This is a genomic window from Siminovitchia thermophila (assembly GCF_016909185.1).
In the GTDB taxonomy this organism is placed as follows: domain Bacteria; phylum Bacillota; class Bacilli; order Bacillales; family Bacillaceae_C; genus Siminovitchia; species Siminovitchia thermophila.
Genome location: NZ_JAFBFH010000007.1, coordinates 31,226 through 51,153 on the forward strand (window position 1 = coordinate 31,226; position 19,928 = coordinate 51,153).

A 19,928-nucleotide genomic window follows, 5' to 3' on the forward strand; every position below is an offset into this window, starting at 1 on the left:
CTCTGCATTTAAAAAACACGGGGTATTGCCATAAAGCATGTAACTCATTCCTCTCTTGTATATATAATATCTATTACGTCATTTTGACAAAATGTAAACGTCATTTGGATTTGAATTCAAGTTGTGGCTAGTAGACTATGTGCTGGTAAACAGGATGGTAAAGGTAATTAGGCAATAGAATGAACATAATATCTTTTGATTTTGTGCTTTATTTGAAAAAATTAAAAAGGTCACTGAGAATATGCTAAAAAAGAAAGAGCTGCAGCATAGTAAGTGGATAACAAACATAAACGGCTTTAGCCCTTGAGTGCCAGGCTAAAGCCGTTTAATTATTTTTTGGTTAAACATAAAATAGGAGAATGACAATAAAGTATAAAATCATGGCAATCAATCCGACAGGAACGCCAAAACGGGCCCACTCGCTGCTCGTAATGTTCAATTTGCCGGCGGCGATAATGTTCGGTATATTTCCGGGAATCAGCATCCCGCCGCTAATTAGAAGTCCCAACAGGATGGAAATTAAAGTAGTATCTGTCATTTGCGGACTGATTTCTGCCGCGGCCAAAGTTGCATTATCCAAAACTGCCGAGATCATGTTGATCCAGTATAAAATTTGCGGGCTCAACCCGAGCAAATATCTTTCGATGAATGGCTCAAAACCTGCACCCAGTAATGTTAAGCCCATAACGAATAAATACACTTTAAACGCTCTAATGAAGATTTCCTTGTAGCTTTCAGACTCCATGCTAGCTCCAAGGCTCCCGCCATTCCCTTTTGGATTCACGATAATGGCTGCCAGAATGCCGAACAAAATGACTGCGGGAATGACATCGGGACCAATTAAATGCAACAAATAGAAAAAGTCTGCGTTTAATTTACTTACAGCAATCGTTGATAAGGGCTCACCGATTGGAGTTAAAGCAGCTCCAAGACCGATCGAGAAACACGCCAATATGACGAGGCGGATTTCCGACTTTCTTTCTAGACGGAGCACGCTTACAATCACGACTAATACGATTGCGGCGATAATGGCAGTAATGATACTGGAAATAAGTCCGAGAATAATAACAACCAAAGCGATGAAAAGGCGGGCCGGGATAGCTCGGCTCATCCCCAAAATTCCTTTTTCAATCGAAGACTGAAACCATTTAAATAGTAAGCCGGCAATTAATACTGCCAACGTAATATGTACCGGATCCACCAACGCTTTTGTAAAAAGGGCTCCCGTAAGCACCTGGCTGATTGCGGCAGCCAAAAGCCCCATGATAAATAAAAAGGCTTCCAAATTCTTTTCAACTTTATGAACGGTAAACGGTAAAAATAGCACGAGAATTAATATAATTGTTAAACCTAAAATCATATATTTCTATCCTTTTCTCTGTTTTTCTTTCTATTATAGCATAATTAGACATCATTAAATCATGATGATAGAGGAAAATAATAGGTGTCGAGGCTTTTACGGTTATGAAAAGAAGCAGGAATGAGTAGATAAGAAGAGTCTGGAACACAGCTAAATCAGCTGATTAGAAAACGAACAATAAAGTGAAACTTCATTCAGTAGGCGTTTTCTTCCATCTCCTACTGAATGTTAGTTGAACGAATCGGGCATTTAGGTGCCGTTTTCTCCCAGACTCTTTGCTATTTCGTATTTGCTTATGTCCCAGACTCATCATGTATTCCTTCAACAATTTTTTAATACTCTACTGATTTGGGGCCACACGCGATTTTTGCAATGCCGGCGTATCAGGGCGAGATGTTTGATATACAGCAGTTCGCTATCTCAGCAGTTTCTTTTCACTTTTCTTTTTTCATTTATCAATGGTATCTTCCGCTGTATGTAGAATGGCTGGCTTTCTGTTGCATATCCATAGGAATCGGGTTTTGATTCAATATACCGGACGACATTCCATTCTATTTCCGTACCGGCTACACACGGCTTGGTTGATGCGCAATATCGTTATAAATGTCCGCGACATCTCTCTTTTTAATCATTTGTTAATCAAAAACCTTTTGTGCCGGTGGCGGCAGGGCGGAGATTTCCTTGGCATTTGCGGCAGGAACGGTTAAAGTCGGGCTCAACACTATCAAACAATGCTGATAGTGATATCCGCTTCAAGACTGAAATCCTCCCTTTCAGGTAATAGGTTCATAGAATAACTAAAATTTGATTCTGATAATTCCGCAAGTAGAAAAAGGGCTGGGACTGTTGCCGGGAAGGAATCAACGAGAAAGGAAGGTCATATACTGTATCAGTTTCAAAAAGGGGGAAAATCATTGTCCATTTGGGAAGATGTCATCGCAGTTCACCATACATGCAAACATATGCCGCTTCAACACAAGCTTGTATTGACAGCGCTTTTTAGTGGACTTGCCGCGGCTTTTCAATCAGCCGGAGCGCTGTTTCAAGGGGCGGGATATCTCATTAGCCTCCTTTCAACAGCTCCCATTATTGTTTGTACCATCTTTTCACTACCACTAGGAATGCTGTCTTATTTCTTGACCATTCTCGTGTTATTTTTCTATCCAAGCGAGTTGCTGATTTTTCCTTTTACGACCGGGCTGCTTGGTCTGGCCATTGGTTTTTGTTTTTTGATTACAAATACACGCTTAACTGCCGGAGTGATTACGTCTTTCACGTTGGCATCCGGGATTTTCTTCGTTTTATACGGATTGCAGTTTCCATTGTTCGGACCCGTCGTATCAACTTCGCCGGATATTCGGATCGTGTTTGGAATTTTGTTGTTTTCGGCTTGGTACGGCTGGGTTTGGCTTTGGACCAGCCACTTCTTCATAAAGAGATTCAAAAACATGATCGCTTAGTTATTTTCCGGTATTTAGTTCGGATGGTGTGATGAAACGTCTGCCCAAATACAATAACAGTCGTCCTTTCCAATTCACTGTCTGTTTCATGGCAGGGATTTTCCTATGAACGGGAAACAGAATGCATCAAATCAAGCATTTCATTACGGGCCTTTCCAAGCATATATCCTTCACCTTCGTTTATCGGCAGGTTTAACAATGGGTCTCCATTTCAGTATTTTGAATGATGTCCATTTGTCTCGGTTCAAAACAGCTAATTTTGTAATAAATGATAAAGTAGCCGCTCTTTATCATCAAAAAACTGTTTCATGATGGAATAGTGGCCTGTATTTTCGAGCTTTGTTTCTTGTAATCCATCTTTGGTAAATTCATAGATGATTGAATCCGGGTATGCCATCATGATGGGGGAGTGGGTGGCAATGATGAATTGCGATGACTGCCCCGCGAGATCATGAATCCGGGCCAGCATGGACAATTGTCTTAAAGGGGACAATGCCGCTTCCGGCTCATCCAATATATATAGGCCGTTTCCCCTAAAACGATTCGTAAAGGCGGCAAAAAAAGACTCGCCGTGAGACTGTTCATGTAATGAAGTGCCTCCGTACTGGTCGATGATGCGTGATCCTGTTCCTGGTTCTTGATCAAGCTCTTCTATATGTGTAGCCACATTATAAAATGTTTCCGCCCTCAGAAAAAATCCGTCTTTTGGTTTTTGGACTCCTCGTATTACCCGAAGGTGCTGTTCCAGTTCGGAATGGGAGTGATAGGTTGAAAAGTTAAAATTGAATGTGCCGCCTTCCGGATTAAACCCAACACTGATTGCGATAGCTTCCAACAATGTTGATTTCCCCATTCCATTGTCTCCGACAAAGTATGTAACTTGTGGATGGAAATGAAGTTCTTGCAGGTTTTTGACGGCCGGAAGGGAGAAAGGATACTTGGACATGGAAGGCAATTGTTCTTGCTTTAATGCAATTCTTTTAACATATTGATTTGACTGATGTAGTTTCATATGAATCGCCCCAACATATATATTAATTCCATGTTACAACATTTGCGGTCAAAAATCGTTACATATTTCCCCGGCAATAAACGACAATTTCCTAATGGGTGGTGAAATAGATGAAAAGGAAAAAAGGCATTGTGCCCGGTGATAAAGTTGGGTTGACAGCTCCGGCAGGCCCGGTTGAAGCGGGATATCTCAGAAAAAGTGTGGAGGCATTAAAAGGTTTTGGGTGGGAAGTAGAGGTCGGCGACACATGTTTTCAGGAATACAGGGGATATGTAGCCGGACCGCCTGAAATGAGAGCTGAAGAATTACACAAGATGTTCGCCAGCTCGGAAATATCCGCCATATTTTGTTTGCGCGGGGGGTACGGGTCACCGCAAATCTTGTCTTTGCTCGATTATACGCTTATAAAAGATAACCCCAAATTGTTTATCGGGTATAGCGATATTACGGCCCTGCATATTGCCTTTCAACAAAAAAGCGGGATTTCGACTATACATGGACCAATGCCCGCCTCCGATTTAATTGATGCGGATGAATATACCAAATATACATTGCAGTCGTTTTTAGAAAGTCCATTTTCAGCGCGCATCATTGATAATCCTGTTGGTGAGCCCATCGAATGTCTCGTGCCCGGAAAAGCCCGCGGCATATTAACAGGAGGAAATCTAAGTCTTATTGCCAGTTTAATGGGAACACCGTATGAACTTGATACGAAGGGGAAAATTTTATTCTTGGAGGAGGTGAATGAAGAGTGGTATCGAGTGGACCGGATGTTGAATCAACTGGCCATCGCCGGGAAATTTGCTGCCGCGGCGGGCATTGTTCTCGGTTCATGGACAGGTTGTTCTCCACCATCCAATGATTGGCCGCTCAAAAACTTATTTAAAGAATTATTCCTGCCCTTTAACATACCGGTATTATTCAACCTTCGGGCAGGTCATTGCCGGCCTGCGGTCGCGCTCCCGTTCGGGACCCTTGCCGAAATAAATGGTTTTCAGCGAAGTCTCCGAATTTGTGATTGATTTTAGGCAAGCTTCTTGCTACCACGAACATTACATTATACCATTATGATGAATTGACTGGTTGAGGAGACATGAAACCTATGGAAAAAGTGAAACTCGTAATCCTGCAAACGAGCGATGTCCATGGCAATATTTTTCCAATCCATTATGGAACAAATGGATATGCAGATGTCGGACTCGGTAAAATTTCTACCCTTGTTCAAGCGGAAAGAAAGAAAAATAACCATACCCTGTTAATTGATAACGGCGATTTGATCCAGGGGACACCGTTAACATATCAATATGTTCGGTCGGATTCCAAGAACAACCTTCCAAACCCCATGGTGGTCGTATTAAATGAACTTCAGTATGATGCTGGTGTGTTGGGAAACCATGAATTCAATTATGGCATGGAAGTGCTTGAAGCTGCCATCTCGCAATCCCGGTATCCGTGGTTGTCAGCCAATATTGTAAGCAGCGCGGACGGCACCCCTTATTTTGGAAAGCCTTATATGGTAAAACGATATGCAAATGGGTTAAAAGTGGCCGTGCTTGGTTTAACGACGCCTTATATCCCTTATTGGGAAAAGCCCGAGCATATACAAGGACTCGCTTTTGACGATCCGGTTGAAACAGCGAAAAAATGGGTTCCTTTCTTGAAAGAAAAGAAGCAGGCTGATGTGATCATCATTTCATACCATGGCGGATTTGAACGCGATTTAGACACAGGAGAACCGATTGAAAAAATTACCCGAGAAAATCAGGGCTATCGTCTGTGCCATGAAGTCGAAGGAATTGATGTGCTGCTTACCGGTCATCAGCATCGGCAAATTGCGGGGAAAAAAGTGAACGGTGTCATTGTACTTCAGCCGGGAAGCTCAGGTTCTTTTCTCGGCAAGGCTGAAATGGAACTGGAGAAAAGGGATGGGAAATGGACAGTCATTCACAAGGATTCGGAGCTATTGCCTGTTGTCGGTGTGCCCGAGGATGAGGCAGTACTTGAGAAGGTCAAAATATATGAGGAAATCACCCAGCAATGGCTTGATCAGCCGATTGGCATAATAGAAGGGGACATGCGTGTAAACGACGCGTTGGAGATCAGACTGGGGGATCATCCATTAATCGAGTTTATCAATAAAGTGCAAATGGATGCGGCCGGTGTTGATATTTCCGCAACTGCCTTGTTTGACAATGAATCACCGGGATTTCCAGAGAATGTGACGATGAGAGATGTTGTTTCGAATTACATATATCCGAATACATTAAAAGTTGTCCGTATTACGGGAAAGGACATGAAAGACGCCCTGGAGCGCTCGGCCTCCTATTTTAAACAATATAAAGGCGGAAAAATTGAAGTCAATCCAACATTTACAATCCCAAAACCGCAGCATTATAACTATGATATGTGGGAAGGGATCGAGTATACAATTAACATTTCCAAGCCTGAAGGAGAGCGTATCGTCAAGCTCCTATATAAAGGCGCTCCTGTAAAGCCCGATGCCCATTATGATGTCGTCATGAGCAACTACAGGGCCGGTGGTGGCGGGCAGTACTTCATGTTTCAGGGGAAACCGGTCATAAAGGAAATCACAACAGATGTATCTGAATTGATTGCCAACTACCTGTTAGAAAGAAAAAAAGTAAAGGCAACGGTAAACCATAATTGGAAAGTCATTTATGATTGATGGATAAAGGCGGCATTCACGAGACCGCCTGTCAGTAAAACCGCGGCGGTCAAGTAAAACCAAACCATGAGCACCATCATGCTGCTGAGTTGTCCATAAAGTTGGGAGTAATTGACATAAGAAACATAATAGGAAAATCCGATTGAAACGGCTTGCCAAGAAATCGTCGAAAAGAGTGCTCCGGGCAGGACGGAAGAAAGCGAAACCTTGCCACTGGGCACTAGCTTGTAAAAGAAAAGAAAGAACAAAAACAAATAAGCCGAACCAATTCCCCATTTAATGATCATCCATGTTTGATAAGAAACAGGGGAGAGTTCCAACTGGGAGGATAAAAAGATGCGGCCAATTTCCTCCCCAATGGGAACGAGCAGGGAAATGGCCAATGTCACCATAATGATAGCAGTTAAAAATAAATCTTTGCCAAAGACGAGAAAAAAACTTTCTTGTCTGTGAATGCCATAGGCATCATTCATTGCCCGGACGAGCGACTGCACCGCCATGAAAGAAACCCAGAAAGCGGCAAGTAGGCTGATGGAAGCCAGTCTTGTCCGGTGCTCGCTTAAAATGGCCATCACGTTGTTTTCTATCAGTTTATAACTCCCTTTTGGAGCAAATTGTTGTATCGCGGCCAAGACGTCGGCTGAATGGATCGGTAAAAAACTAAGCAGAGAAATAACAAAAATTAAGAAGGGAAAGATGGATAACATAAAAAAATAAGCCATTTGTGCAGATTGGTCATGAAACCGTTCCGTAAAAAAACGTTTGAAAACAGAAGAAATGATTTTCATATCTTTCCCTCCGGGTTGTACTTCTTTTATATTATTCCCCTATTTTCAAAACAATTTTCCCCGCATTTTTATTTTTCTCCATTCGTTCATGTGCTTGATTGACATCTTTCCAATCCCACACTGAATCAATGACGGGTTTTAGTCGCCCTTCAGAAAACTTTTGCAAGGCAAAAGCAGCAAAAGATTGCGTTAAAGCGATTTTTTTCTCAACAGGCTGTGAACGAAGAGTCGTTCCAATGATTTGAATTCGTTTAAATACTATCTTCAACAGATTCACCTCTTTCACTTTGGCCCCGCCCATTATCCCGACCAACACAAGCCTGCCGTCGAGGGCCAGGGCGTTTATATTTTGCTCCCAATAAGGGGCTCCGACAAAGTCCAGTATAAGATCGACCCCGTCAGTCGCCGCTTTTTTTACCTCCGGCAGAAAAGGACCTTCTGTATAATTGATGATGGTATCAGCCCCCAAAGAACGGCAAAGGTCGAGTTTCTCTTGTGATCCGGCGGTAACAATGATGTTGGCGCCGACTTCTCTAGCAAGCTGAATCGCGGCTGTACCGACACCGCTTGCACCCGCGTGAATCAATATGCTTTGTCCTTTCTGCAGCTTTCCCAAGTCAAACATATTCATATACGCTGTTAAAAAAACTTCCGGAATAGCGGCTCCTTCTTCAAATGACAAGTTTTCCGGAACAGGCATGGCCATTCCTGCCGGAATAGCCGCATATTGGGCATAACCGCCTCCGGGAAGAAGGGCACACACACGGTCACCTTTATTCCAACCCTGAACATGCTCTCCCATCTCTTCTACAATTCCAGACATTTCCAGACCCAGAATGGGGGATGCACCGGGTGGCGGCGGATAATGCCCGCGCTTTTGCAACAAATCGGCCCTGTTTAAAGCAGTCGCCTTTACCCGAATAAGAAGTTCATCAGGGGCAATGTCCGGTTTTTCTGTAGTTCCAATCTTTACATTTCCTTTTTCATCTACAAGGATTGCTTTCATCATGACCCTCCGTTCCAATTTGAAAAATCAAAACTAATGTAAATATGCGCTATCTCTGTTATCGTATAAAAATAAACATGTTTTTTCCAGAATATCGGGTTTCTAAAAAGAGGTTGATGAAGTAATGAACGAATTTTCTCCAATGACAAAACAAACTGCAAATCAGAGAGTATTTCTTGTATGTGCCATCATATTTATTGCTTTTAACTTGCGGCCAGCCATTACCTCTGTCGGTCCGCTTGTCAGTTCGATCCGCACAGATCTCGGGATGTCCAACGGGGTGGCTGGAATGCTTACCACTTTGCCTCTGCTGGCATTTGCCGCACTTTCCCCTTTTGCCCCTATAATTGGAAGGAAACTGGGAAATGAACTCGCCATATTAATAGGTATAGGGTTGTTGGCCGCCGGCATCATCATCCGTTCAAGCGGAAGTGTCGGCACGCTTTTTTTCGGAACAGTCCTGATCGGCATCGGCATTGCCATAGGCAATGTATTATTGCCGGGTATTGTTAAGTTGAGATTTCCTGATAAAGCGAGCTTTATGACAGGCGTATATACGACGTCGCTCGGAATTTTTGCAGCCCTCGCTTCCGGACTCAGCGTTCCTTTATCGGAAAATCTTGGCTGGGGATGGAAAAATGCTTTATTGGCCTGGGCTTTTTTAGCGGCCATTGCGTTTGTTGTTTGGCTTCCGTTAACTCGTAAGCAAAAGGAAGACAAAGGGAAAATCCATATCGTGCGGTCTAATGGGAGCTTATTTCGCTCCAAGCTTGCCTGGCAAGTCACATTTTTTATGGGGATGCAGTCATTTTTATTTTACTCTCTGATCACATGGATTCCAGAAATTGCTTATAGCCATGGGTTTAGTCGCACGATGTCGGGCTGGATGTTGTCAATTCTCCAGTTTGCGGGTTTGCCGGCTTCTTTCATTGCCCCGGTGATTGCCGGCAGGTTAAAAAACCAAAGAGGTATCGTACTTGTGATCGGCTCTATTTATTTGATCGCTTATTCCGGTCTTTTGGCGGGGGGCGGCCAAGCGATGTTGACCGTTTGCATCATATTATTGGGGTTTGCTCAAGGAGCCGGCTTTAGCATGGCGTTGACTTTCTTTGTTTTACGTGCAAAAGATGTGATGGATGCAGCACGTTTGTCCGGGATGGCACAATCTTTGGGGTATTTAATGTCCGCTATCGGCCCCATGTTAATTGGATACGAACTTGACTTGACACAATCATGGACATTGCCGATTATTACCCTTATGGGGGTCGTTTGCGGAATGACTTTGGCGGGTATTGGCGCAGGAAAAAATAAATATGTCCTGTAATTGCTTTTGGCGTACTTTTTATGTAGGAATCTTGGGAGGGGCAGAAAATGAAAAAGTCTGAAATCGAATATAAAATTGCCGATATTAAAGCGGATTATGTCAGGCTTCAACATGACTTGGAAAAACTGGAGTATGTAAAAGGAAACCTTCATCCGCTTGAAAGACAGCTCGAGGGATTGGAAAAAGAGCTGAAGAAATGTTATCAACTGCTTGATGAACTCGAACTTGCCGAAAAAAAGATATAAAGTGAAACTTCATTCAGTAGGAGTTTTCTTCCAACTCCTACTGAATGTTAGTTGAACAAATCGGGCATTTAGGTGCCGTTTTCTCCCACTTAGACCTTTTGCATCAATTCAGGTTTTGAAGTGGGAGTATTACGGCACCTTATATGCGGGATAAAGTACACATCAACAATTTCTTGCATAGGCTGGAAGAAAGAAACAAAAGCTATAGTTTGAGGAGTGAAAAAGTGAACGCGAAAGTATTGCGGTACTTTGCCGGCGGAAATACCGCGAAGGGTTTTTACTGTTTGTACGACAGTAATTTGCGGGGACTGGATCGCGTATTTATTTTATCCGGAAAATCACATGTCGAAAAATCACGGTTAATCGGGAAGTTATTGGACGACTGGATCGGAAAGGGTTTTGACTTGGAAGTAATCCACCGGCCAAGTGATCAGGACGCCGTAGAAGGTTTTATCATCCGTGACCTCGGATTCGGCATCGTGGATGGGGATCCGCCGCGTAATGTAGGAAAACATTTTGTCGGTGACGGTTGGGAAACGGTTGATCTGGATGTAATGGAAAAAAACCAGAATGAAACGGAAAAAATAATGGAAGATAGGAATCGAGCCCTGGTCAAAGCGTATGAGAGCTATGCGGACGCATTGAGCGTTCATGATGATTGGGAGAAGTTGTTTATCGACAGAATGGATTTCGCAAAAGCGGACGATGTGGCACAATCGCTAATCGAGAAATTATTTGAAGAAACATCCAAAGGATGTACAGGGACAGCGCGACGGCGATTTTTAGGAACAACAACGCATCAAGGCTCGTTTGATTTTGTTGAAAATATTACGGAAGGTCTGTCGAAAAGATATTTGTTAAAAGGCCGGGCAGGAACGGGCAAGTCGACATTGCTGAAAAAAATTGTCGCGCAGGCGGAAAAGCGGGGTTATGACATGGAAATTTATCATTGCGGCTTTGATCCCGAAAGCTTGGATATGGTTCTTGTAAGGGAATTAGGCTGGGCTGTTTTTGACAGCACCGCACCCCACGAATATTTTCCATCAAGAGCGGGAGACGAAGTCATTGATATGTATGAATTGACGATCGCTCCAGGGACAGATGAACTAATAGCGGAAGAGGTCGCTAAAGTGGAAAGTAAATACCGTGAACAAATGGCCGAAGCACAAAAGTTTCTGGCCGAAGCCAAACAGTTTCAGGATCAATTGGACACAATTTATCGACAACAATCTGATCCATCCCGCTTATTAGAAATTTACAAGGACATTTCAAATGAAATGACCCACTTGGCCAACAACTTGGAAGAAGATTAAAAGGCGCTGTCCAGAAAGTCAGGCCAAACTGACAGGAGGTTTCTAAAAAGCCCTTAAAATAAATCAGGCGGAGGAAAACGGTTTGTTTTCCTTCGCCTGATTTTGTGTTTTTCGGGTCTCCCCTTGAAAGTAGCTGGCAAATGCCCGCCACTTTTAGGAAGTTGTGGGCCAGGGCCACAATCCCGAATTCCACGTTTTTGATAAAAAAGAAAAATGAAAAGGAAAAGGCTGTCACAGAGAAAAACGGTTTTCACCGACTTTCTGGACAGCCCCTTTGCAAACTATACCCCTTGCAAACTGCATGGAGTAATGGGAAAGAGGATTACTTGCGATATTAACCTACACCTTTTTTCTCCAAAAAAGCATACAAAAAGTCCACGGCACATTTTTATATTTACACCAAAAAAAGAAGGAAAGGCAAGACCGCACCTCGCTTCGCAAAATATTTTATACTCTCAACAAACTTTCTTTTAAACCCTTTATTAAACTTTTCATTTTACCGTTCAATTAAGCTTTTATACTGGTTTTAGACAATTTTTTCCTAAACGCTTGCAGTAATTGGAGTGGTTTTGCAAATCAAAGTACATCGATAATAAAGTTATAAAACTCTCACTGGTTTAAAAGCCGGTACAAAGTAGTTGGGTAACTGATATGGTGCAGCTATTCCTCCAGGTGGTATATTTACAACTTTAGTAATGCCAGTTCCATAATAATAAGCTTGCCAAACTATTTTAGAACAATAAGACGGGTTTTTATATTGGTAGTGGCTCGTAACACTATATGTGATTTTTTTATTGTAGTAATTATTATACGCCCAGTCTGCTGCTTTTGTTCTTATAGTAGAATTTTTCACACGATATACATTAGTCTTTGGATATCTTTTATGCCAATCTGAACGTGAGATTAATTTCGGCCCTGAAACAGATGGCCCTGGAAAATGCAGAATTTGATGCTGATTAATAGCAATTCCGGCGTGACCAGTAAGTCCTTTAAAGGATGTGCTAGAAGTAATAAAAATATCACCTTTGGTCATTTTATATGTTGCTGCTGGTAAAATCAGTTCATCTTCTAGCATTGGCTCAGATAACAAATCTTTATACTCATCGTAGGTGAAAGTATTATCCAAAACACCTTCTTCTTGGAGAGTTTTAAATTCTTCTTCAGTGATGTTTTCTACGAGACCTTCGTGCGGCTCATTTTCTGCTGCATTCACTTGAACAATTGAAGATAAGAAAACCGAAAAGAGTACTGCTCCAAATAAAATACCTATTTTTTTCATAAATAAAACCTCAATAAAACCTCCCTTTTTTATTTAATATAGTATAATATAAACAGAAAAATATAAAATTTCTTATTTTAGGAAATTTAAAAAGGGATGATATTATTATGAGATTAGTTCTTATTATTTTTGGGTCTATCATTATAATCGTTGCTGGTTTTATTATTTATAAATACCCCATTCAAAAAGCGATAACTACTAATAAAGTCTTGGAACACGTTAAAAGTAAGGGGTTGGATGAGGATGATTTCATATCTATGGAAACCTTATACGATTCAAAAGTAGGAGAATATTATGTGGAAATTGTATATAAGGATGAACCGGATATCTCTTATATTTATATTTATAGAAAAAAACAAAAGCCTCCGATTATTGTTATCAAACAGTCGTAAGATAGATGACTTAACCCCTGGTAAACATGAAGAAAATTAAAAAATGAAAGAATTAATAAGGTTTGTCATATTTGAATTTGGAGTCAATGTTCTCGTTCGTTTTACATGATTCAACCAATAAATCGATCTTGCTTATTTGGATGGGAATATCTATATATAACTGCATATGAGGCGTCACCACAGAAACATGTGGGTATTTTAATATTGCAGAACCTAATGCCTCAGCAGTAGTAATACTAAACTTCTTTGCTAATGGAACATGCAACCAAGACGATTCCACTTCTGCGTTCTGTATCTCCTGCGACGATCACAGGCTTGTTTTGCAGAGAGCTATCTCTTACTTTTCCACAGAAGCGTAAAAGGTTCTTTTCTTGCAACATACAACCTTCTCCTTGCCAACCGACAGGCAGAATGTTGACAAGCTTAAATTGAAAACGAAATAGTCAAAAAATAACCCTCCATAATCTGTTTTTTGGAAAATCTCAAGCAGTGACATTTTTTGAAGAATTGAGCTTAATAGGATATGAGGAAATTCAATGAATGAGCGGATTCATTTTAGAGGTTTATGTTTTTCGATAATGATATGAATAAACGATCCCTAACCGAAAGGTAAAATGGATAATACTTTATAAAGGGATAGCTTTGTTTGTGGAATTTCTTGCAATGTTCATAATGTATATGCCTAGAGGGAGAGGGATCACGTATCATTTTCTCTTCCCTGATACTGTCATAGGCTACTAGATGATTCATAAAGTTTTTACAAAAACAAACATTTCGTTAGCAGGCTCTTGTATCTTGGTACCCACTACAATGAATGAACTTTATCATCTCCTTTATACGTTAGCAGTACAAACCGAGGCTTTGGGTTGTGCTGCTCATTTTTATTTTTAATAACACTTTCAATTGTTTGTCTTTACAAGAAAAACAATGTATTATATTTTTACTAGGTAAATATTATAATATTGAAACACCACATTCATTTTGTTTTTCTGGGGTGAACAATTGTGTGTTCCATTATAATCAGGAGGGATGAAGATGTCGGAAGCATTACAGCAGTTTTTGAAAAAGAATGTAACCGCTTTACGTGAGCATGGCCTCTATAACGAAATTGATACGGTGGAAACGCCTAATGGACCGGTTATCAAAATGAATGGAAAAGAGCAAATCAATTTATCCTCCAATAATTATCTTGGCTTGGCAACGGATGAGCGCTTGAAAGAAGCGGCTATTACCGCTGTCAAAGAATGGGGGGTTGGAGCGGGGGCTGTCAGGACGATTAACGGAACGCTCACACTCCACGATAAGCTGGAAGAAACACTTGCCCACTTTAAAGGAACAGAAGCGGCCATTTCGTTTCAGTCCGGTTTTAATTGCAATATGGCTGCGATATCAGCCGTCATGAATAAGCATGACGCAATCTTGTCGGATGAATTAAATCATGCTTCCATTATTGACGGGTGCAGGCTTTCACGTGCAACCATTATCCGATACAATCATTCGGATATGGACGATTTGCGCAAGAAGGCAAAGGAAGCGAAGGAGTCGGGCAACTATAGCAAAATCATGATCATAACAGATGGCGTTTTTTCCATGGATGGCGACATTGCCAAGCTATCTGACATCATGGAGATCGCCAAAGAGTTTGACTTGATTACGTATGTGGATGATGCGCATGGCTCCGGTGTTCTTGGAAAAGGAGCCGGAACAGTGAAGCACTTCGGCTTGGAAAAAGAAATTGACTTTCAAATTGGCACATTATCGAAAGCGATCGGTGTGGTTGGCGGGTATGTTGCGGGAAAAAAATTAGTAGTTGATTGGTTGAAAGTCAGTTCCAGGCCTTTTTTGTTTTCAACTGCTGTTACGCCCGCGGATGCTGCGGCGGCGACACAAGCGATTGAGGTTTTGATGGAAAGTACAGAATTATGCGAACGTCTTTGGGAGAATGCCCGCTACTTACAAGATGGATTGCGATCACTGGGGTTTGATGTTGGAAAAAGTGAAACACCGATTACGCCATGTATCATTGGAGAGGAAAAAACAACTCAACAATTTAGTCGACGCTTATTTGAAGAAGGCATATATGCCAAGTCCATTGTTTTTCCTACTGTACCAAAAGGAACCGGTCGCGTACGCAATATGCCAACAGCAGTACACACGAAAGCCATGCTGGACCGTGCCATTGCGGTATATGAAAAAGTCGGCAAGGAACTCGGTGTTATTTAGCGTGGACTTACCCATATGAACGGACAGTAAGACTTTCCTTCTTCTATCCAATCTGGGAAGGAGGTCATCTCCAACAAGCGCTCAATTGCTAAAAGGCGCTGCGGCGACAAGCAAAGTGACAGGAAAAGGAAAGCCTCGGTATCGTCATCGCAAGGCTTTTTCGAGGACGACGCTTTCCGAGCTTGCCAACGGACTTGACGATCTAGCCTTTGTTCTACTTTTGATCAGCGGATCCCACTGATTGAAGTTTCGCCTTATTCGTGAACCAAGGGGGAATTTTTCAATGAAAAGAATCTTGGTGACTGGCGCGCTTGGCCAAGTTGGTTCAGAACTTGTTTTAAGGCTGCGGCAAGAATATGGCAAAGAACATGTTCTTGCGACGGACATCCGGACATCCCTGGGGGAGGTCGTAGATTCGGGGCCGTTTGAATTAGTGGATGTGACGAACGGGGAAAAATTGCTGGAAGTCGCAAGTAGTTTTAAAGCAGATACGATCATTCATTTGGCGGCCCTGTTATCCGCTGTCGCCGAAACGAAGCCGTTATTCGCTTGGAATTTGAATATGAATGGCTTGATGAATGCACTTGAAACTGCCCGGCAATTGAATGTGAAAATTTTTGTTCCCAGTTCAATTGCCGCTTTCGGCCCGTCGACACCAAAAACGAAGACCCCACAAACAACGATTCAGCGGCCGGAAACGATGTACGGCATTAATAAGGTGTCGGGTGAACTTTTATGTGATTATTATTTTAAAAAATACAAGGTGGATACACGTGGCGTTCGTTTCCCTGGGCTTATCTCCCATCTGGCTCCTCCAGGCGGCGGAACGACGGACTATGCCGTTGAAATATATTACGACGCGGTGCAAAAAGGCTCTTATACAGCGTGTATTCAAAAAGGCACATACTTGGATATGATGTATATGCCTGATGCACTTGAAGCCATCATCAATCTGATGGAGGCGGACCCTAACCGGCTCAAACATCGCAATGCCTATAATATTACTTCCATGAGCCTCGATCCCGAGGCCATCGCAAAGGAAATCCAAAAACATATCCCGCATTTTTCCATCCAGTATAAAGTGGAGCCGATCAAGCAAATAATTGCCGATAGTTGGCCGAATTCTCTTGATGATACGTGCGCCCGTACTGAATGGGGGTATAATGCGGAATATGATTTGTCGAAAATGACTGCGGATATGCTTGATAAAATTGAAGCAAAACTGGAAAGAAGTCCTTCCTGACCATGGCTGGGGGGCTTCTTTTTTTGTATAATGGACATATTGGCAATTGGAGGTTTGTAATGTTGCTGAAAAAAGCAAAAGACCTGTTGCGGTCATATTTTGGATATGAACAATTTCGCCAAGGTCAAGATGTCATTATTCAACATGTATTGGGAGGACATGATACGCTCGGTATCATGCCGACAGGAGGCGGGAAATCCGTTTGCTACCAAATCCCGTCCCTTATGTTGCGCGGGATTACTCTGGTCATATCCCCGCTTATTTCGTTAATGAAAGACCAGGTGGACGCGCTGGAAAAGTTGGGCATTCCCTCAACCTATATTAACAGCAGTATTTCTGATGAAGAAATGAGAGAGCGGCTTTCAGGTGTTTATCATGGAAAGTTCAAGTTGATTTACATTGCGCCGGAACGTTTGGAATCCCCAAGTTTTTTGCGGCTTTTACGCCAGGTCCATATCTCTCTTATTGCCGTTGATGAAGCCCACTGTATTTCTCAATGGGGCCATGATTTTCGGCCAAGCTATTTAAAAATCCAAAAGCTGATTGCCGGTATCCGTCCGAAACCTGTCGTACTCGCCTTGACGGCCACTGCCACTTTGCAGGTGAGGGAGGACATTCGCCAACTGCTCCATATAAGAGAAAAACATGTCGTTGTGACTGGTTTTGCACGGGAAAATTTGCATTTCCATGTTGTTAAGGGCCAAGATCGTGATCTGTTCTTAATGGATTACCTAAAGAAGAACAGCGGCCAAGCCGGTATTATCTATGCCGCGACGAGAAAAGAAGTGGAGCGGTTACAACGCCAATTGGCGGGAAAGGGAATAAAGGCGGGAAAATATCACGCGGGCATGTCGGAAACAGCGCGTAGCCAATATCAAGAACAGTTTTTATACGATGATATTCAGGTGATGGTCGCCACAAACGCATTCGGTATGGGAATTAATAAATCAAATGTCCGTTTTGTTATCCACTATAACCTTCCGGGCAATCTTGAAGCATATTACCAAGAAGCCGGACGGGCGGGCCGCGATGGTGTTGATAGTGACTGCATTTTACTTTTTTCCCCGCAGGATAGTCACATTCAATCGTTTCTAATTGAGCAATCGGAGATGGACGAACTCCGAAAAGAAAATGAATATGGCAAGCTGAGAAAGATGATGGCTTATGGCCATACGGAATCTTGTTTACAGCAATATATACTCCATTACTTTGGTGAAGAGTCGTCAGTAGAGTGCGAACGATGCGGAAATTGTACGGATGACAGGGAACAAATTGATGTCACCGTTGAAGCACAAAAAGTACTTTCATGCATTTGGCGCATGAATGAAAAATTTGGAAAAACAATGATCGCAAAAGTGTTGACTGGCTCTTCTGATCAAAAGATTAGGAGTTTTGGTTTTGACAAGCTGTCAACGTACGGAATCATGAGTGAAAAAACGCAAAAGGAAACAGCTGAATTGATCGACTTTTTAACAGCAGAAGGGTATTTGCGGCCTACGGATGGAACATACCCCGTTTTGATGCTTACTGAAAAAGCGGCCGATGTATTGCGGGGGAATCAGCAAGTCAAACGGAAAGAAAAAATGAGTATTTCACGAGTTGTGGAAGATAATCTGTTGTTTGATGCGTTGAGAAAGCTCCGCAGGGATATTGCCGCTTCCGAACGGGTGCCTCCATATATCATTTTTTCAGATACGACTCTAAAAGAAATGAGCGCGCATCTTCCCATGACGGAAGAAGAAATGCGCCAAATCAAAGGAGTAGGAAGGAAGAAGCTGGAAGCATACGGCGCCGCTTTTCTGGCGGAAATTGTCCGGTACGGCCAAGAGCACGGCATTCGGGCAGCTAAGCGCGGGGACACGCCTAGTCACCATATTACATATGAGATGTGGAATCAAGGCATGGAGATAGCAGAAATTGCTCAAGTCCGGCAGTTGTCTGAGCGGACAATTGAAACCCACTTATTAAAATGCCCGGGGGACAACCTGCCGATTAATTGGTCGGCGTTCATTCCGGAACATTATGAGGAAATCATCGAAGAAGCTGTGCGGGAAGCGGGAATGGAAAGACTGACCCCGATTAAGGAGCTTCTCCCGGAGGAAGTTAGTTATTTCATGATAAGGGCCTATTTGGAAAAACAAAAAACAGTTTAATCAAACGTTTGAATGGAAGCTGTAATCCAATCAAACGTTTGATTGGATTACAGGAACAACATCCCCAGGCTGATGATGATGCCGCTTACAAATAGGGTAATGATACAAAAACCCATGATATCTCGTGCTTTTAAACCGGCAATCGCAAGGGCGGGAAGTGCCCAAAAAGGCTGAATCATATTGGTCCACGCGTCTCCCCATGAAACCGCCATCGCGGTTTTCGGAACGGATGCCCCCATTGTTTTTGCGGCTTCCAGCATGACAGGAGCTTGAACCGCCCACTGGCCCCCTCCGGAAGGCACAAAAAAGTTGACGAGTCCCGCACTCCAAAAAGCAAAGCAGTAAAATGTAAACTCATTGGAAATGGCAACAAATGCTTCAGACATTACGGTTGCCAGTCCTGAAACGGTCATCATTCCCATAATGCCGGCATAAAAAGGAAATTGGATAATGATTCCGCCAGCTCCTTTTACAGCGTCGGAAACCGCTCTCAAAAACGCTCCCGGAGTTCCGTGGAAAAGAATCCCAAATATTAAAAATGTAAAGTTGACGATATTCAAATTCAATTGAAATCCGTTTTGTGAAAAATAATAGACTAAAAAGATGATGCCAAAAATACCTGTCAATATGGATACCATTCGGCTATTTTCCAGTCTGACTGCAGGGGTTAGTTGCTCTTTTTCAAGTGTCGCTGCCTGTAGGTGATCCGCTCCTTCCAACAACTTCGGATCGATCGTTACCGTCTGGTTTTTATCGGGCATCATCATGCGGTTTAATAAAGGAAGAACAATAAACAGTGCAAGCAGGATGATCATATTAAATGAAGCAAAAATCGTTTCACCTGTTGAAATAACCCCAATTTTATCCTCAAACGGATGACCGGGTGTGGCGATGGATAAGGGAATAGAGCCTGAAAAACCGCCGTGCCAAACGATGAAACCGGTGTAAGCGCTCGCAATTAACAGGCGATAATCCACATTTTGCACTTTTTTCGCCAGCTCTTTGGCAAAAAGAGCGCCGATCACAAGCCCAAATCCCCAATTAATCCAGCTTGCCAGTGTGGAAATGACGGTTACCAGGATGATGGCAGAACCTGGAGATTTTGCAAGCGCGGCAAGGTTTCCAAGAATTCTTTTAAAAACACCGCTGCTTGCCAGCACGTGTCCTGTTACTAGAACAAGCACCATTTGCATGGAAAATTCGAGCAGCCCCCAAAAGCCTTCACCCCAAAACTGGATCATTTGATACGGTGTGCTGTTCGTAAAAATAAGGCCAAGAATAAAGACGATAAACGATAATAGAATAACAAAGAGGAAGGGGTCAGGCAAATACCTTTGCATTAACCCGGTTGAAAAGCCGATCAACCTCTTCAAGATTATCAACCTCCATATATGGATTGGTCTTACTTCATGATAAAGTATATTCTACATTGTTTTGTAAAAAT

17 protein-coding genes are annotated in these 19,928 nt (G+C 42.5%); 10 read left to right on the top strand and 7 right to left on the bottom strand.

Annotated features, from left to right (window positions below; genetic code table 11):
• Window positions 1–340: 340 nt before the first annotated feature.
• Window positions 341–1,360 (bottom strand): DUF1646 family protein, encoded by a 1,020-nt coding sequence (locus tag JOC94_RS06535; protein ID WP_077109699.1) that lies wholly within the window; start codon window positions 1,358–1,360, stop codon window positions 341–343.
• 914 nt (window positions 1,361–2,274) lie between these two features.
• Between JOC94_RS06535 and JOC94_RS06540 the strand changes: the two genes are divergently transcribed.
• Window positions 2,275–2,820, top strand: coding sequence for a hypothetical protein (locus JOC94_RS06540; RefSeq protein ID WP_236017001.1), 546 nt, complete (start codon window positions 2,275–2,277; stop codon window positions 2,818–2,820).
• Between the two features lie 253 nt (window positions 2,821–3,073).
• Here JOC94_RS06540 and JOC94_RS06545 read toward each other — a convergent pair whose 3' ends face one another.
• Complete coding sequence (locus tag JOC94_RS06545) at window positions 3,074–3,832, bottom strand: AAA family ATPase (protein WP_077109698.1); 759 nt, start codon at window positions 3,830–3,832, stop codon at window positions 3,074–3,076.
• Between the two features lie 110 nt (window positions 3,833–3,942).
• Between JOC94_RS06545 and JOC94_RS06550 the strand changes: the two genes are divergently transcribed.
• Complete coding sequence (locus tag JOC94_RS06550) at window positions 3,943–4,854, top strand: S66 peptidase family protein (protein ID WP_077109697.1); 912 nt, start codon at window positions 3,943–3,945, stop codon at window positions 4,852–4,854.
• Window positions 4,855–4,934: 80 nt separating this feature from the next.
• Window positions 4,935–6,518, top strand: a complete 1,584-nt coding sequence (locus JOC94_RS06555) for a bifunctional metallophosphatase/5'-nucleotidase (RefSeq protein WP_077109696.1) — start codon at window positions 4,935–4,937, stop codon at window positions 6,516–6,518.
• Here JOC94_RS06555 and JOC94_RS06560 read toward each other — a convergent pair.
• On the bottom strand, window positions 6,509–7,306 hold the full coding sequence (locus JOC94_RS06560; protein ID WP_077109695.1) for a YihY/virulence factor BrkB family protein: 798 nt from the start codon (window positions 7,304–7,306) through the stop codon (window positions 6,509–6,511). The genes JOC94_RS06555 and JOC94_RS06560 overlap by 10 nt on opposite strands.
• 31 nt (window positions 7,307–7,337) lie before the next feature.
• Complete coding sequence (locus JOC94_RS06565; RefSeq protein WP_236017002.1) at window positions 7,338–8,315, bottom strand: NAD(P)H-quinone oxidoreductase; 978 nt, start codon at window positions 8,313–8,315, stop codon at window positions 7,338–7,340.
• Window positions 8,316–8,436: 121 nt separating this feature from the next.
• Here JOC94_RS06565 and JOC94_RS06570 point away from each other — a divergent pair, with 121 nt between their 5' ends.
• The 3 genes from JOC94_RS06570 (at window position 8,437) to JOC94_RS06580 (ending at window position 11,194) form a co-directional block, all read left to right on the top strand.
• A complete protein-coding gene (locus tag JOC94_RS06570; RefSeq protein ID WP_236017003.1) occupies window positions 8,437–9,636 on the top strand; it encodes a CynX/NimT family MFS transporter in 1,200 nt (399 codons plus the stop codon).
• Between the two features lie 47 nt (window positions 9,637–9,683).
• Window positions 9,684–9,881, top strand: a complete 198-nt coding sequence (locus tag JOC94_RS06575; RefSeq protein ID WP_077109693.1) for an SE1832 family protein — start codon at window positions 9,684–9,686, stop codon at window positions 9,879–9,881.
• A 224-nt stretch (window positions 9,882–10,105) separates the two neighbouring features.
• Window positions 10,106–11,194, top strand: coding sequence for a hypothetical protein (locus JOC94_RS06580; RefSeq protein WP_077109737.1), 1,089 nt, complete (start codon window positions 10,106–10,108; stop codon window positions 11,192–11,194).
• A gap of 598 nt (window positions 11,195–11,792) precedes the next feature.
• Here JOC94_RS06580 and JOC94_RS06585 read toward each other — a convergent pair.
• The gene (locus tag JOC94_RS06585) at window positions 11,793–12,473 is read right to left on the bottom strand and encodes a YiiX/YebB-like N1pC/P60 family cysteine hydrolase (RefSeq protein ID WP_077109691.1); all 681 of its coding nucleotides are present in this window, start codon (window positions 12,471–12,473) and stop codon (window positions 11,793–11,795) included.
• 107 nt (window positions 12,474–12,580) lie between these two features.
• Here JOC94_RS06585 and JOC94_RS06590 point away from each other — a divergent pair, with 107 nt between their 5' ends.
• Window positions 12,581–12,865, top strand: a complete 285-nt coding sequence (locus JOC94_RS06590) for a DUF3139 domain-containing protein (RefSeq protein WP_077109690.1) — start codon at window positions 12,581–12,583, stop codon at window positions 12,863–12,865.
• Window positions 12,866–13,101: 236 nt separating this feature from the next.
• Here JOC94_RS06590 and JOC94_RS06595 read toward each other — a convergent pair whose 3' ends face one another.
• Window positions 13,102–13,245 (bottom strand): hypothetical protein, encoded by a 144-nt coding sequence (locus JOC94_RS06595; RefSeq protein WP_205178880.1) that lies wholly within the window; start codon window positions 13,243–13,245, stop codon window positions 13,102–13,104.
• Between the two features lie 655 nt (window positions 13,246–13,900).
• Here JOC94_RS06595 and JOC94_RS06600 point away from each other — a divergent pair.
• From JOC94_RS06600 to recQ, 3 genes are all read left to right on the top strand, one after another.
• Window positions 13,901–15,088, top strand: a complete 1,188-nt coding sequence (locus JOC94_RS06600) for a glycine C-acetyltransferase (protein WP_077109689.1) — start codon at window positions 13,901–13,903, stop codon at window positions 15,086–15,088.
• A 283-nt stretch (window positions 15,089–15,371) separates the two neighbouring features.
• Window positions 15,372–16,331, top strand: coding sequence for an NAD-dependent epimerase/dehydratase family protein (locus tag JOC94_RS06605; RefSeq protein ID WP_077109688.1), 960 nt, complete (start codon window positions 15,372–15,374; stop codon window positions 16,329–16,331).
• A gap of 59 nt (window positions 16,332–16,390) precedes the next feature.
• Window positions 16,391–18,484: a DNA helicase RecQ gene (recQ, locus tag JOC94_RS06610; protein WP_077109687.1), complete on the top strand. Its 2,094-nt coding sequence runs from the start codon at window positions 16,391–16,393 to the stop codon at window positions 18,482–18,484.
• A gap of 47 nt (window positions 18,485–18,531) precedes the next feature.
• Here the strand turns inward: recQ and JOC94_RS06615 are convergent, their stop codons facing one another.
• Complete coding sequence (locus JOC94_RS06615; protein WP_077109686.1) at window positions 18,532–19,857, bottom strand: short-chain fatty acid transporter; 1,326 nt, start codon at window positions 19,855–19,857, stop codon at window positions 18,532–18,534.
• Window positions 19,858–19,928 lie beyond the last annotated feature (71 nt).